The organism is Actinoalloteichus hoggarensis (assembly GCF_002234535.1).
In the GTDB taxonomy this organism is placed as follows: Bacteria; Actinomycetota; Actinomycetes; order Mycobacteriales; family Pseudonocardiaceae; genus Actinoalloteichus_A; species Actinoalloteichus_A hoggarensis.
Genome location: NZ_CP022521.1, coordinates 2,770,922 through 2,784,634, shown reverse-complemented (window position 1 = coordinate 2,784,634; position 13,713 = coordinate 2,770,922). Strand labels below are relative to the sequence as shown.

Genomic DNA, 13,713 nt, shown 5'->3' with positions numbered 1-13,713 from the left:
CGTCGGCTCACCGCCGCCGGGTTCCACCACCGGTCAGGGCCGCGGGCCCGCGCCCGAGCGCGCCTCCTCCTGTCCCCACTCGCCGCCTGGCGGCGAACCGGCCTCATCCCCGGCGGGACGGAGGCGGCGCGGATGCTCGGCGGCCGGGCGCCTGCGCGGCGAGTCCGCCGGACCTCCGCGGGCAGGGCGGGCCGCCCCGAGCGACGGCCACGGCGCGTCGCCCGCGACGCGCCGGGTGAGCAGGCGGGGGGCGTCTCGGAACGGCGGTGCCCCGGTTCCTCCCGCGTCACTAGGAAGGCGGAACCTCTCGCCATCGGCCGTTCGGCGTCGTTAACGTGGTGATGCGAGATCATCACCGGCCGTGGTGGTCTCGCTCTCACGGACAGCAGAGGGGTGTGCACTGGTGAGCGTCTACCACTGGCAGCCTGCGAGCAGGCAGCGCCATGTGCTGCCCGGACCGCGCGGCACATACGGACTCGAGGACAAGGCGACCGCGCTGTGCGGGGAACTGGTCGAGGTGGCGAACACGGAGGCCCCGGCGCGATTCTGGGCGAGTTGCGAGAAGTGCTGGGAGGCGGCCAAGCAGGTCGACATGTCGGCGACCAGACCGCGCTGAGAACATCGCGCCGAGGACGTGGCCGTGAGACGGATCACGTAGGCGGGACGAACGTCACCCGGCGCAGGACCCGACCGGACGGCGGATGCCGACCGATGCCGGGCCTGCGCCGGCGGTGACGAACAGCGAGAAGACGACCATCGGGCCCGACCGGGCCGCGGTCACTCCGCGGCGGGCGGCTGCGGTGCCGTGGGCTGCGGGGCGGCGGTGGGGTCGGCCGCGACCCGCGGGGCGGCGGTGGGATCGGCAACGGGCTGCGGGGCGGCGGGCTGTGCGGGCGCGACGGGAGCCTGCGGCTGGACCGGCTGCGCCACCGGCTGAACGGGCTGCGCCACCGGCTGGACCGGCTGCGCCACCGGCTGGACCGGCTGCGCCACCGGCTGGACCGGCTGCGCCACCGGCTGGACAGGGGGCTGCGGGGCCGCCAACGGCTGCGGCGCCGCAGGCTGCGCCGGTGCCGCGGCCTGACCGGCCGCATCGGCCGCCGCCTCGTCCTTGCCGTCACTGCGCATGCCCTTGGTCTCCGCCTTGAGGATGCGGGCCGACTGCCCCAGCGACCGAGCCATCTGCGGGAGCTTCGTGGCGCCGAAAAGCAGCACGAGCACGCCCGCGATGATCAGGATCTCAGCGGTTCCCAGGTTGAACATTGATGATGCTCCCGTTCTCGTCCGTGTGCCCGTGTCGGGGCCCTGACCCGAGCCGACGCCGCTCCTTCACCGCCACCTCCACGGCAGCGAGCCGTGCCCGGAGCAGACCGCCCCGGTCCTCGACGGTACGCCGCAGCCGAGACTGCGCACGATGCGCCGTCCGCACGGACCTTAGTAGTCGAAGTACGACGACGACCAGGAGGATGAGACCGAGAGCGGCGATCAGTCCGCTGAGCAGATACGGCACGGCCTTACCGTAGTCCGTCGCCCGCCAGGTCGGCGGCCAGCTTCTCCCCGAGCAGCAGCGCCTCGGACGCCTGGCTGCGGACCGCCTCGGCGAGGCCCGCGGGCTCCAGCACCCGCACCCGGCCGCCCAGGCCGAGCACCAGGCGCAGCATCCAGGAGCCGTCCGAATACCGCATGGTCACCCGCAGGCTCCCGTCGTCGAGTTCGACGGCCTCCTCCACCGGGTGGTACTCGGCCAGCCAGCGGGCGTCACGCCCGAGGACCAGCACTGCGGTGAGCGAATCGGGGGCCGGCCGGAATGGGCCGGTCGTGAGGTCGACCGGCTCGGCATGCTGCGGCAGGACGGCAGGCTCGTCGGTGACCTCCGCCTGGTCGACGCGGTCCATCCGGAAGAGCCGCATCCCCTCGGCCGAGCGACACCAGCCCTCGAGGTACTCGCGGCCGTCCAGCAGGACCAGACGGGTCGGATCGACGGTCCGTTCGCTGATCTCGTCCCGTGATGCCGTGTAATACCGGATGTGCAGGGCACGCCGCAGCTCCAGAGCCCGCTGCGTCGCCTCCTGCACCCCGGCCCGCACCGCGCCTCGTCTACCGAGGCCGACCACCACGCCCGCGGGCTGCGCCTGACCGACCGCGGCCTCGATCTTGGCGACCGCGCGGACGACCGCGTCGACGTCGGCGAGGCCCGGATCGTCGGTCAGCGCCCGCAGCGCCACCAGCAGTGAGGTCGCCTCCGTCGTGGTCAGCCGCAGCGGCCTGCTCATTCCAGCGTCATAGGACACCATCACCGACTCGTCGTCGAACGACAGGTCGATCAGATCGCCCGGGCCGTAACCGGGCAGCCCGCACATCCACAGCAGTTCAAGATCCTTGCGGAGCTGACGGGGCGTGACATCGAAGTCCGCCGCCGCCTCCGCCAGCGGAATGCCCGGCCTGGCGAGCAGGTACGGCACCAACGCCAGCAGGCGGGACAGCCGTTCGGAGGAGGCGCTCATCGTTCTCCCTCTCCCATCGCGCCGAGCAGCACCTCGCGCACGGATTCACGCAGCGACTCCGGCTCGACGACCAGGACGTCCGGGCCGTAGCCCGCGATCCAGTCGGAGACGGAGCCGGAGTGGTTGAACTCGATCTCCAGCAGGTCGCCGTCGACCCCGCCCACGACTCGTTCGCCGACCGTCCTGCCATGCCTGCGCAGCCCGTCGGCCCGATCCTTCGCGATCCAGAGCAGAGCGGGCGGCGCGGGCGGCGGCGGCTCGGCGGTGGCCGCGACGATGGCGAGCAGGTCGACGCCATCCGGCCTCGTGACCGCGCCTTCCGGACCGGAAGGGGTGACCGTCCCGACGATGCGCGAGAGCCGGAAGCAGCGGGTGGCGTCGCGGTCCCGATCGTGGCCCACGAGGTACCAGCGGCCACGCCAGGACACCACGCCCCACGGCTCGACGACCCGACGCATGGGCTCCGGGCTGCTGCTGCGCCGGTGGTCGAAGGTGACCACCCGGCCTGCCTGAACCGCCGCGTGCAGCACGGCGAACGAGGGCTCGCTGATCCGCACCCTGGGCTCCACGGCGGGAGCGGTGCCCTGATCGACGTCGATGCCCGCGGCACGCAGCTTCACCACGGCCCGGCGCGCCGCGTCGGCGAAGTCGTGCGAGTCCCAGAGCCGCGCGGCCAGCGCCACGGCGGCGGCCTCGTCGGGTTCCAGGTCGATCTCGCCCAGCTCGTAGTCACGACGGGCGATGCGGTACCCCTCAGTGCCGTCGAAACCGGAGTTGCGGCCGGTCTCCAACGGGATGCCCAGGTCCCGCAGTTCCGCCTTGTCCCGTTCGAACATGCGGAAGAAGGCATCGCCCGTCGGCGCGTCCGCGTAACCGGGGACGATGCCGCGAATTCGATCGGCGTTGAGGAACTGACGGGTGGACAGCAGGCACAACACCAGGTTCACCAGGCGCTCAGCACGTGCAGTGGACACGATCGGCACACTAGCCGTTGCGAGGGTCCGCCCGTGACGCGACCGTCCGAATCATCGCCTGCCCCGCCGTGCCTGGACGATCATGAAGCACGCCTGGACCGCCCGGGACGTCGAGCGGCTGCCCCGGGGCGGCGAGCGAGTGCCTCGGGAGCGCACGAGGCGTCACGACGAGACACCAGCGCCCGATCACCTCCCGACGCCGGTCGCCTCCGAAGCCGGTCACCGACGCCGGTCACAACGAGGCGATCAGGCGTTCGACCCGCTCGTCCACCGCGCGGAACGGGTCCTTGCACAGCACGGTCCGCTGCGCCTGATCGTTGAGCTTGAGGTGCACCCAGTCGACGGTGAAGTCCCGGTTGGCCGTCTGCGCCGCCGCGATGAAGTCGCCGCGCAGCTTCGCCCTGGTCGTCTGCGGCGGCGTGTCCTTGGCCGCCTCGATCTCGCCGTCATCGGTGACCCGTGCGACCAGGTCCTTGCGTTGCAGCAGGTCGAAGAGCCCCCGGCCCCGGCGGATGTCGTGGTAGGCGAGGTCGATCTGCGCGATGCGCGGGCTGGACAGCTCCAGGCCGTGCTTGTTCTGGTAGCGATCGAGGAGTCGCCGTTTGACGGCCCAGTCGATCTCCCGGTCGATGAGCCCGAAGTTCTGCTGCTCGACGGCGTCGAGCGTGCGTCCCCACAACTCCACCACCCGATCGAGCAGCGGGTCCGGTTCGCGGCCCCGCAGGTGCTCGACGGCCTTGGCGTGGTAATCGCGCTGGATGTCCAGCGCGGAGGCCTCCCGACCGCCCGCCAGCCGGACGTTGCGCCGCCCGGTGAGGTCATGACTGATCTCGCGAATCGCCCGGATCGGGTTGTCCAGCGTGAAGTCGCGGAACTGCACGCCCGCCTCGATCATCTCCAGCACCAGGTGCGCGCTGCCGACCTTGAGCATCGTGGTCGCCTCGGACATGTTCGAGTCTCCGACGATCACATGGAGCCTGCGGTAGCGCTCGGCGTCGGCATGCGGCTCGTCCCGCGTGTTGATGATGGGCCGGGATCGGGTCGTCGCGCTGGAGACGCCCTCCCAGATGTGCTCGGCGCGCTGAGAGAGGCAGTAGACGGCGCCCCTCGGGGTCTGAAGCACCTTGCCCGCACCGCAGACGAGCTGCCGGGTCACGAGGAAGGGAAGCAGGACGTCGGCGATCCTGGCGAACTCGCCTGCCCGCCCCACCAGGTAGTTCTCGTGACAGCCGTAGGAGTTGCCCGCGGAGTCGGTGTTGTTCTTGAACAGGAAGATGTCCCCGCCGATGCCCTCGTCGGCGAGCCGTCGCTCCGCGTCGACCAGCAGGTCCTCCAGTACCCGCTCGCCCGCCTTGTCGTGGGTCACCAGCTGCGCGATGTCGTCGCACTCCGCCGTGGCGTACTCGGGATGCGAGCCCACGTCGAGGTAGAGCCGCGAGCCGTTGCGCAGGAACACGTTGGAGGAGCGCCCCCAGGACACCACCCGTCGGAACAGATACCTGGCCACCTCGTCCGGGGAGAGCCGACGCTGCCCGTGGAAGGTGCACGTCACCCCGAACTCGGTCTCGATCCCGAAGATCCGCCGCTGCATGGGTCCACAGTAAGCGCTGCGGCGGGATTCCTCCGTGATCCGTTCGGGGAAACGCTAGCGTCTATCCGGTGTGGAAATGGCTGCGCAGCGTTGCAGGTGAGGTCGACCGCCGGGATCGGGAACTCGTCCGGCGGAGTTCACGCCTGCCCAGAAGCCCTGTCGATCCGGTGATGAAGGAACTGGGCACCGCCGCCAATCACAGCCTGCTGTGGTTCACCGCCGCCTCGGTGCTCGCGTTACGCAAGGGGCCGACACGCCGAGCGGCCTGGCGGGGACTCGCCGCGATCGCCGGGGCCAGCGCGCTGGCCAACGCCGTCGGCAAACCCCTGTTCCCTCGCAGGCGCCCTGCGGTGGAGCTGATCCCCGAGGCACGTCGGTACCGGAATCCGCCTCGTTCCTCGTCCTTCCCGTCCGGCCATGCCGCCTCAGCCGCCGCGTTCGCCACGGCGGTGGCGATGGAGAGTCCCCGCACGGCCCGCGTGGTCGCGCCGCTGGCCGCCGCCGTGGCGATCTCCCGCGTGCACACCGGTGTGCACTGGCCCAGCGACGTCGTCGGGGGCGCGCTGCTCGGCGCGGCGGTGGCCGGAGCGACTCGCCGCTGGTGGCCGGTCCCGCAGGAGGTCTACGACGGGCCGGGCGTGGAGGTCGACCTCCCCCGACTGGGCGACGGGGCCGGCCTGGTGCTGCTGATCAATCCGGGCTCCGGCCTGGAGGGCGAGGACGCGAGCGACCAGGTCGCCCAGGCCTGGCCCGAGGCGACCGTGGTCTACCCGAAAGAAGGAGTCGACCTGATCGACCAGTTCGCCGCGGTCGTGGACGGGCTGGGCACGGCTGTGCAGGCGGTCGGCGTCGCCGGCGGCGACGGCACCGTGGCGGCGGTGGCGGCGGTCGCCGCCGTGCGCAAACTCCCGCTGCTGGTGATCCCCGGCGGCACGCTGAACCACTTCGCCCGTGACATCCGGGTGGACGGGCCGACGGCCGCGACCATGGCCGCCGAGCACGGCACCGGGATCGAGGTCGACCTGGGAAGCATCGAGATCGACGGGAGGATCGAGCGCTGGTTTCTCAACACGGCGAGTCTCGGCGGCTATCCCGACCTGGTCGGCTACCGGGAACGCTGGGAGCAGCGGTGGGGCAAGTGGCCCGCCGCCGCGGCGGCGCTGGTGCGGGTGCTGCGTGAGTCACGCCCGTTGACGGTGCGCATCGACGGGCGGGTCCGACAGGTGTGGCTGCTGTTCGTGGGCAACGGCGTCTACACGCCGCGCGGGTTCGCCCCGATGATCCGCGGCGGGTTGCACCACGGCACGTTGGACGTGCGATACGTGCGGGCCGACGTCCGGTTCTCGCGGCTTCGATTCTTCCTGGCCGCCGTGACCGGCGCGCTGCATCACAGCCGCACCTACGTCCAGCGGGAGTGCGCGGAGCTGGTGGTGCAGGTGGCGGGCGAACCCGTCAAGGCCGCCACCGACGGGGAGGTCGGCCCGGCGGGCCGCCGATTCCGCTTCGCGGCCCACTGCGGCACCCTGCGGGTGTATCGGCCTCGGTTGAGCCGTGTTCAACCCTGACCGGCTCGATTTCCCCCGAACGGCAGCTCGCCACAGTAGTGTGGCATGTCTCACGCTGGAGCGAGCGACGCAGGGAGGCCCGCATGCCGAAGATCGTCGAGGTCCATCGTTCGAGACACGACACCCATCTCCCGCCGCGATCGGGGCGGTGACGCCATGCGTGCCGACCTGGACATCGAGGGCGGCGTCGTCGTCGGGATCGACGGATCGGACGCCTCGCTCCACGCCCTCTTCCTGGCCTCCGAGGAGGCCGGGCGGCGAGACTGTCTGCTTCACGTCGTGCGGGCGTGGACATTGCGCACCGCGCCCCGGCCGCCGGAGGTCCCGCCGTCGACGGTCCCCAGCGTCGCCGAATTCCACGACTGGATCGTGCTGCGCACCCGCGCTCTCGTGGAGGAGACCCTCCCCGCTCCCGAGGATCGAGCGAGAGTGCGGCTCCACCTCCCGCGCTCGCAGGCCGTCGGCGCGCTGCTGACGGCCGCCGAGACCGCCGAACTGCTGGTCGTCGGCCACCGAGGACGTGGCAGCAGGCTGATGCTCGGATCGGTGGCGGCGATCTGCGTCCGTCGGGCGGGCTGCCCGGTGCTGGTCACCCGGCCGCACCACCGCCGCGCCGCCGGACGGCGGGCCACCGCGGGCGGCTGAACCCGCCGCCGCGGTCGACCATCACCGGGCCGGGCGGCACGGCGGCGCCTCCGCCATGTCGCCCCGCCGGTGGGTTCACTCGGGCTGTCGTCCCTCTGGCGAGGGATCGGAGTCGGTCGCGGAGTCTGAGGTCTCCCCGGCGCTCGCGGCACCGGCCTGCGTCCCCGCGCCGTCGGGCTGTTCGCCGAGCATCTCCGCGACGGCGGAAGGCGGGACTCGGCGGAAGGCGCGATGGGGTCGATCGCGTTCCAGCACCGCCACCTCCAGCTGCCCGACGGCAGGCTTACCGGTCTCACTCTTGGTCCCCGTCGGCCTGTTCGTCGTCCCCTTGGCCGCCGTCGACTCCGCGGCCAGCGCCCGAACCGCGCCCCGCAGCGCCTCTGCCAGGCTCGACCCGCCGTGTTCCGAGTCGCGCAGCGCGTTGGAGATGGTCTCGGCCTGGCCGCCCATCACCACGAAGCCGGGCTCCTCGATGATGGAGCCGTCGTAGGTGAGGTGGTACAGCTGGTCGAGTTCGGGCGCGGCCCCGACCTCGGCGACGCAGATCTCGACCTCGTACGGCTTGATCTGCTCGGTGAAGATCGCACCGAGCGTCTTGGCGTAGAAGCTCGCCAGCGAACGCCCGGAGACGTCTCGGCGGTCATAGGCGTAGCCGGTCAGATCCGCGTGCCGGATGCCCGCGACGCGCAGGTTCTCGAACTCCGGGTATCGGCCCGCGGCGGCGAATCCGATGCGATCGTAGATCTCGGAGACCTTGTGCAGCGTCTTCGACGGGTTCTCCGCGACGAAGAGCACTCCGCCCGCGTAGGTCAGCACGATGGCGCTGCGGCCCTTGGCGATGCCTTTGCGGGCCAGCTCGGACCGCTCGCGCATCAACTGCTCTGGCGAGGCGTAGAACGGCATGCTCACGAGGGACGCTCCTGGCGTGGTCGGGCGGGCACGGAACAGACGGAACACGTCGGTGCCTGCACGGGGCGGGCGAACAGAGTCGACGTCCGCGGCACACGGACGTAGGTCGGCGGACGTGACGAGGCGGGTTCGGCTGGGCAGGGCTCCGCGCCGCGAACGATGTGGGCCACCGAGACGACGTCGGCGAGGCTCGTGGGCCACGATCGTGCGCGGACGCCGGGCGGCGCGCGAGAGCACGGGACACCACGGGCTCAGCCGCCCGGATTCTCCTGGCGGCCCGCCACCACCGCCCGGGCGACGGCCTCGGCCCGCTCGTCGTCGAGCCGTACCGCGCCCGCCGACCTGGTGATCACGACCACCGTCGGATAGATCCGTCGGACGAGGTCGGGATGGCCGGTGGCCGTGTCGTCGTCGGCGGCGTCGTAGAGGGCCTCCACGGCCGTCCGCACCGCCGCGTCCGCATCGGCGTCCGGATCGTGGCGCTTCTTCAACGCCGACTTCGCGAAGAGCGATCCGGAGCCCACCGCGTGATAACCGGCACGCTCCTCATACCGCCCGCCCGCGACGTCGTAGGAGATGATGCGGCCCGCCCGGTCGGGGTCCGCCGCGTTCACGTCGTAGCCCACGAACAGCGGAACGGCCGCGAGCCCCATCGTCGCCTGCTCCAGGTTGCCCCGGACCATGCCGGCGAGCTGGTTGGCCTTGCCGTCCAGCGAGAGGCCGACGCCGTGGATCTTCTCGTAGTGCTGTAGTTCCACGGTGAACAGCCTGGCCAGTTCCACGGCGATGCCTGCCGCGCCCGCGATGGCGACGGCCGAGTGGTCGTCGGTGACGTAGACCTTGTCCACGTCACGCTGTGCGATCAGGTTTCCACTGGTGGCGCGGCGGTCACCCGCGATCAGCACGCCACCCCGGAAGGTGACTCCGACGATCGTCGTACCGTGGGGCGTCTCCACTCGACCTCCGTTCTCAGCTCGGCCGCCGGGCAGCAGTCCCGGCGAGGCCGCCCGGAGGAAGTCGACGAAGGAGGAGCCCGGCGCGAGATACGCGGCAGGCAGCACGGCGCCGGACGAGGGCGCGACCGAGGACTGTTCCATCGACGCGATGATCTCCTTGTGTCTCGGGAAGGAAGCTGCGGGCCGGGGCGGCGCGACCTACTGGCCGCCCTTCTGGACGTAGGCGCGAACGAAGTCCTCCGCGTTCTCCTCGAGCACGTCGTCGATCTCGTCGAGGATCGTGTCGACGTCCTCGCCGAGCTGCTCGCGGCGTTCCTGGCCGCCGGTGCCCGCGTCCGGGTTCTCGTCCTCGTCGCCGTCACCGCCGCCATGGCGTTGCACTCGTTCCTGTGCCATCTCGCCTCCTTCTCCGGTGGTGCTCGACATCAACATTACCCAGCAGGGCCTGCCCTGTCGCCTGTCGACGGGGACCCGTGGGGGTCCTCAACGACGGGTCAAGGAGTCCACCAGCTCCTCGGCGGTCTTGGCCGCCTCCAGCAGGTGTCCGACGTGCGCCTTCGTGCCGCGCAGGGGCTCGAGCGTCGGGATCCGCACCAGCGAGTCTCGACCGAGGTCGAAGATCACCGAGTCCCAGGAGGCGGCTGAGACGGCCGAGGGGTAACGCTCCAGGCAACGGCCGCGGAAGTAGGCCCTGGTGTCCTCGGGCGGAGCGCCGATCGCCGCCTGCACCTCCTCCTCCGCGACGAGCCTGCGCATCGAGCCCCGCGCCACCAGCCGGTTGTAGAGGCCCTTGTCGAGGCGGACGTCGGAGTACTGGAGGTCCACCAGATGAAGTCGAGGCGAGGCCCAGCCGAGGCCGTCCCTGGTGCGGTAGCCCTCCAGCAGTCGAAGCTTGGCGGGCCAGTCGAGCCGGTCGGCGCACTCCATCGGGTCACGTCCGAGCGCGGCGAGGACCTCTCCCCACGTGTCCAGCACGTCCCGTCCCGGCGGTTCGACGCCGCCCGCCTCGGCGAAGCGCTGCGCCCGCTCGTGATATGCCCACTGCAGGTCGAGGCCGGTGAAGCGGCGGCCGTCGGCCAACGAGACGGTGGCCCGCAGGCCGGGATCGTGGCTGATGACATGGACGGCGTGGACCGGATCGGCGAGCCGAAGGTCGTCGAAACGCCTGCCGGACTCGATCATGTCCAGCACCAGCGCCGTCGTGCCCAGCTTGAGATACGTGGACGTCTCGGCGAGGTTCGCGTCGCCGATGATGACGTGGAGTCGGCGGTACTTGTCCGCGTCGGCGTGCGGCTCGTCGCGGGTGTTGATGATGCCCCGCTTGAGGGTGGTCTCCAGGCCGACCTCGACCTCGATGTAGTCGGCCCGCTGGGAGAGCTGGAAGCCCGCGCCGTCGCCGGACGGGCCGAGGCCGACCCGGCCCGAGCCGCAGACCACCTGCCGCGAGACGAAGAACGGCGTCAGTCCCGCGACGACGGAGGTGAACGGCGTGCTCCGCGCCATCAGGTAGTTCTCGTGGGTGCCGTAGGAGGCGCCCTTGTTGTCGATGTTGTTCTTGTAGAGCTGCAGCCGGGGCTGGCCGGGCACGGTGGCGGCGCGCATCGCCGCCGCCTCCATGATCCGCTCCCCCGCCTTGTCCCAGATCACCGCGTCCCGAGGGTTGGTGACCTCGGGCGCCGAGTACTCCGGGTGCGCGTGGTCGACGTAGAGCCGCGCGCCGTTGGTGAGGATGACGTTGGCCGCGCCGAGCTCGTCGGAATCGGGGTCGGCGGGCGGCAGGTGACCCGCGCCCAGATCGAAGCCGCGCGCGTCGCGCAACGGGGACTCGACCTCGTAGTCCCATCGCGCCCGCCGCGATCGGGGGATGTCCGCGGAGGCCGCGTACGCCAGTACCACCTGCGTCGAGGTGAGCACCGGATTGGCGGTGCTGTCCCCCGGCACTGCGATGCCGTATTCCACCTCGGTGCCCATGATCCGCCGCATGGTCGTCAGCCTACGGGTTCGGGGGGTCTGACGGTCAGTGGTGAGAGGATCACTCGATGGGCACTCCAGACGAGCTGGTCGCCGTGTTCGACGCGGCGGGCACCCGCGTGGGATCCACCAGCCGAGCCGACATGCGGGCGCGCTCGCTGTGGCATGCCACCAGCTCGGTGCTGGTCAGATCGGGTGATGGACTGCGGGTCTACGTGCATCGGCGAACGGAGACCAAGGACGTGTTCCCCGGCCGGTTCGACTGCTGGGCGGGCGGCGTACTCGGCGCGGCCGAGGAGATGGCGGCGTGCGCGAGGCGCGAGCTGGCCGAGGAGCTGGGCGTGAGTGGAACGCCCCTGGTCCGGCTCTTCGACGATCGCTACGAGTCCGACACGGTCCGGTTGTTCACCACGGCGTTCGAGGCGCGGTGGGACGGCCCCGTCCGGCACCAGCCCGAGGAGGTCGCCGAGGGCGGCTGGATGCCGCTGACCGAGCTGCGCGATCGGATCGCCGACCCGGACTGGCCGATGGTTCCGGACGGCCGCGTCCTGGCTCGGCGGTGGCTGCGACGTCTGGATGCGGGCGAGTTCGACTAGAGCGGACTCGACCGTTCGTCGAGTTCCGTCGCACAGCCGCCGGCCCGGTGCGGGCGGACAACGTCACTCGATTGGATGACGACGACCGCGCCGACAGGGCTCGGGCGCGCGCGGCGCGGGCGGTACCGGCCGAGACCGGGCGTGTCGGAGCCGACTCGCGGATGCCGGACGAGGACGGACCGGATCAGGTCCAGGACAAGGCGGCGCGCTCGTTCCAGTACCGGCCCGCCGGGACGGCTAGGGCGAGCAGTTCGTGCAGCTCGGCGTCGTCCAGGCGCAGGCCGTCGGCGGCGAGGTTGGCCCGCAGCTGTGCGGGACCGGCGGGACCGAGCAGCACGGTGTCCACCCAGGGACGGGACAGCGCCGCGGCCAGGGCGACCGCGTCCGGACCGACGCCGCGGCGGCGCGCGATCTCGACGATCGGCTCCGGCGGGCGCACCACCAGTCTGCCGTTGGCCAACGCCTCCTTCACCAGGACGTGCAGCCCCTCGGCATGCGCCTCGGCCAGCGCCTCGCCCACCGAGGGCTCCAGCGGGTTCCAGGTGGACTGGACGGCTTGGAAGAGCCTGCGTCCGTCGACCTCCACGGCGGCGGCTCGGCGCACCGTGTCGGCCTGGCGGGGGCCCGAGGTGGAGAAGCCCAGCCGAACGCCCTCCGCCGCGAGGCCGGCGAGGTCGCCGAGCAGGTCGACATCGTCGAACAGCGGGCTGTCCTCGGTCAGTGAATGCACCTGATAGAGGTCGATCCGGCCGCCGAGCAGGTCTCGGCTCTGCGCCCACTGGGTCCGCAGTCGGGCACGGGAGTGCTCCTTGACCTCGTGCACGGGCGCGTCGGGACGCCAGTCGGCGACATAGGCGTAACCCCACTTGCTCGACACCGTGACGTCGGTGTGGCCCCGATCGGCGAGCCAGTCCGCCAGGAACTCCTCGGAACGACCGTAGGACCGGGCGACGTCGACCCAGCGGAGTCCCCGCGCGTAGGCGGCGTCCAGCGTCGCCCAGGTCGCCGCCCGCATCGCGGCGACGGTGCGATCAACGGGCAGCTCCCGATCTCGACCCAGATTGATGTAGGCGGGTCGACCGAGGGCGGCCAGGCCCAACGCCAGTCGGGAGATCACCGGGCGCTCAGACGTGTCGGACACGGACGCCACGGTAACGGCAGGCCGTGAGCCCGGCTGAGACGGCACGACGGGTCAGGCCGTCCGACGAGTCGTTCCGACGGGCGCGGCCGGATCGCGTATCGCCCCAGCCTCGCGCGCGGGACCGACCCGCACGGACCGCCCTCGGCCTCGCCTCCCGAGACCGCCCGTCGGCGACACGGGCCCGCCCGGCCGCGTCGAGTCAGGAGGACGCCGGGACGAGCCTCAACGGTCGCCCAGGACCTCGGCGGCCAGCCGCGCGGCCACGTCGCAGGGCGCCTCGTCGTGGGCCAGTCGGACGTCCACGCTGAGCGCCGCGCCGTCGACGTCGACGAGGACGGCGCATCCCTCCGCGGTCGTGCCCTGGGCCGCGGGCAGGCCCGCGATCTCCGTCTCCGCGATCTCGCCGGTGATCAGCGTGTCGGACTCGATCCATTCCGAATACGGCGCACCAGTGACCGCCGTGATCGTGGCACCCTCGAGGTAATCACGATTAGTCCAGTTGCAGGTAGGCCCCTGCGACCGATTGGTGGTGTAATTCCCGGCCGCGTCGGGTAATTCGTCGAGCACCACCTGAGTCGGCTCGTCACAGGCTCGTTTCGTGACGGCGATCAGTTCGTCCTCGGCGGCCTCGACGACACTTCGCGTGTCGGAGTCACCGCCGGGGGCGGCCGAGTCGGCCTCGCTGCACGCCGCCAGGAACAGCAGCAACACCGCCGACGCGCCCACGCTCGCCAACCGAGGATTCGGAATCGACATATCAGCTACCTCTGTGATCGCATCGGGCAATGATGCTCGCCGGACTCGACGACGAACGAATCCCACTCCGTGGACTCGGCCATCGCGGACGACGGCATTCACTCC

Annotated in this window: 14 protein-coding genes and 1 pseudogene; 4 read left to right on the top strand and 11 right to left on the bottom strand. The window is 71.5% G+C overall.

The window, feature by feature from the left end; all coding sequences use genetic code 11:
- Positions 1-403: 403 nt before the first annotated feature.
- Positions 404-616 carry an HC3 family zinc finger protein gene (locus tag AHOG_RS12265; protein ID WP_093941474.1) on the top strand — a complete coding sequence of 71 codons (213 nt, stop codon included), beginning with the start codon at positions 404-406 and terminating at the stop codon, positions 614-616.
- 380 nt (positions 617-996) lie between these two features.
- On the opposite strand, the pseudogene tatA reads toward AHOG_RS12265, so the two are convergent.
- The 5 genes and pseudogenes from tatA to pafA all read right to left on the bottom strand — a co-directional run.
- Positions 997-1,263: pseudogene (tatA, locus tag AHOG_RS30500) on the bottom strand (Sec-independent protein translocase subunit TatA); the annotation flags it as partial.
- Complete coding sequence (locus AHOG_RS30495) at positions 1,241-1,510, bottom strand: bacteriophage holin (protein WP_169725847.1); 270 nt, start codon at positions 1,508-1,510, stop codon at positions 1,241-1,243. The gene AHOG_RS30495 and the pseudogene tatA, both read right to left, overlap by 23 nt.
- Before the next feature lie 4 nt (positions 1,511-1,514).
- On the bottom strand, positions 1,515-2,504 hold the full coding sequence (locus tag AHOG_RS12255; protein ID WP_093941472.1) for a helix-turn-helix transcriptional regulator: 990 nt from the start codon (positions 2,502-2,504) through the stop codon (positions 1,515-1,517).
- Positions 2,501-3,478: a helix-turn-helix transcriptional regulator gene (locus AHOG_RS12250; RefSeq protein WP_093944393.1), complete on the bottom strand. Its 978-nt coding sequence runs from the start codon at positions 3,476-3,478 to the stop codon at positions 2,501-2,503. The genes AHOG_RS12255 and AHOG_RS12250 overlap by 4 nt, the downstream gene beginning before the upstream one ends.
- A gap of 232 nt (positions 3,479-3,710) precedes the next feature.
- The gene (gene pafA / locus AHOG_RS12240) at positions 3,711-5,069 is read right to left on the bottom strand and encodes a Pup--protein ligase (protein ID WP_093941470.1); all 1,359 of its coding nucleotides are present in this window, start codon (positions 5,067-5,069) and stop codon (positions 3,711-3,713) included.
- A gap of 68 nt (positions 5,070-5,137) precedes the next feature.
- On the opposite strand from pafA, the gene AHOG_RS12235 reads away from it, so the two are divergent.
- The gene (locus AHOG_RS12235; protein WP_245856708.1) at positions 5,138-6,634 is read left to right on the top strand and encodes a bifunctional phosphatase PAP2/diacylglycerol kinase family protein; all 1,497 of its coding nucleotides are present in this window, start codon (positions 5,138-5,140) and stop codon (positions 6,632-6,634) included.
- Between the two features lie 156 nt (positions 6,635-6,790).
- Positions 6,791-7,279 (top strand): universal stress protein, encoded by a 489-nt coding sequence (locus AHOG_RS12230; protein WP_093941468.1) that lies wholly within the window; start codon positions 6,791-6,793, stop codon positions 7,277-7,279.
- A 75-nt stretch (positions 7,280-7,354) separates the two neighbouring features.
- On the opposite strand, the gene prcA is transcribed toward AHOG_RS12230, so the two are convergent.
- The 4 genes from prcA to dop form a co-directional block, all read right to left on the bottom strand.
- Complete coding sequence (gene prcA / locus AHOG_RS12225) at positions 7,355-8,188, bottom strand: proteasome subunit alpha (protein WP_093944392.1); 834 nt, start codon at positions 8,186-8,188, stop codon at positions 7,355-7,357.
- Between the two features lie 251 nt (positions 8,189-8,439).
- Positions 8,440-9,285 carry a proteasome subunit beta gene (gene prcB, locus AHOG_RS12220; RefSeq protein ID WP_093941467.1) on the bottom strand — a complete coding sequence of 282 codons (846 nt, stop codon included), beginning with the start codon at positions 9,283-9,285 and terminating at the stop codon, positions 8,440-8,442.
- A gap of 57 nt (positions 9,286-9,342) precedes the next feature.
- A complete protein-coding gene (locus AHOG_RS12215) occupies positions 9,343-9,540 on the bottom strand; it encodes a ubiquitin-like protein Pup (RefSeq protein ID WP_093944391.1) in 198 nt (65 codons plus the stop codon).
- Positions 9,541-9,627: 87 nt separating this feature from the next.
- Complete coding sequence (dop, locus tag AHOG_RS12210) at positions 9,628-11,127, bottom strand: depupylase/deamidase Dop (RefSeq protein WP_093941466.1); 1,500 nt, start codon at positions 11,125-11,127, stop codon at positions 9,628-9,630.
- A gap of 56 nt (positions 11,128-11,183) precedes the next feature.
- Between dop and AHOG_RS12205 the strand changes: the two genes are divergently transcribed.
- Positions 11,184-11,711 (top strand): NUDIX hydrolase, encoded by a 528-nt coding sequence (locus AHOG_RS12205; RefSeq protein ID WP_093941465.1) that lies wholly within the window; start codon positions 11,184-11,186, stop codon positions 11,709-11,711.
- Between the two features lie 184 nt (positions 11,712-11,895).
- Here AHOG_RS12205 and AHOG_RS12200 read toward each other — a convergent pair whose 3' ends face one another.
- Together AHOG_RS12200 and AHOG_RS12195 are read right to left on the bottom strand one after the other, a co-directional pair.
- Positions 11,896-12,852, bottom strand: a complete 957-nt coding sequence (locus tag AHOG_RS12200) for an aldo/keto reductase (protein ID WP_245856707.1) — start codon at positions 12,850-12,852, stop codon at positions 11,896-11,898.
- A 222-nt stretch (positions 12,853-13,074) separates the two neighbouring features.
- Entirely contained in the window at positions 13,075-13,608 is a 534-nt protein-coding gene (locus tag AHOG_RS12195) for a DUF3558 family protein (protein WP_157736781.1), read from the bottom strand.
- Between the last annotated feature and the right edge of the window lie 105 nt (positions 13,609-13,713).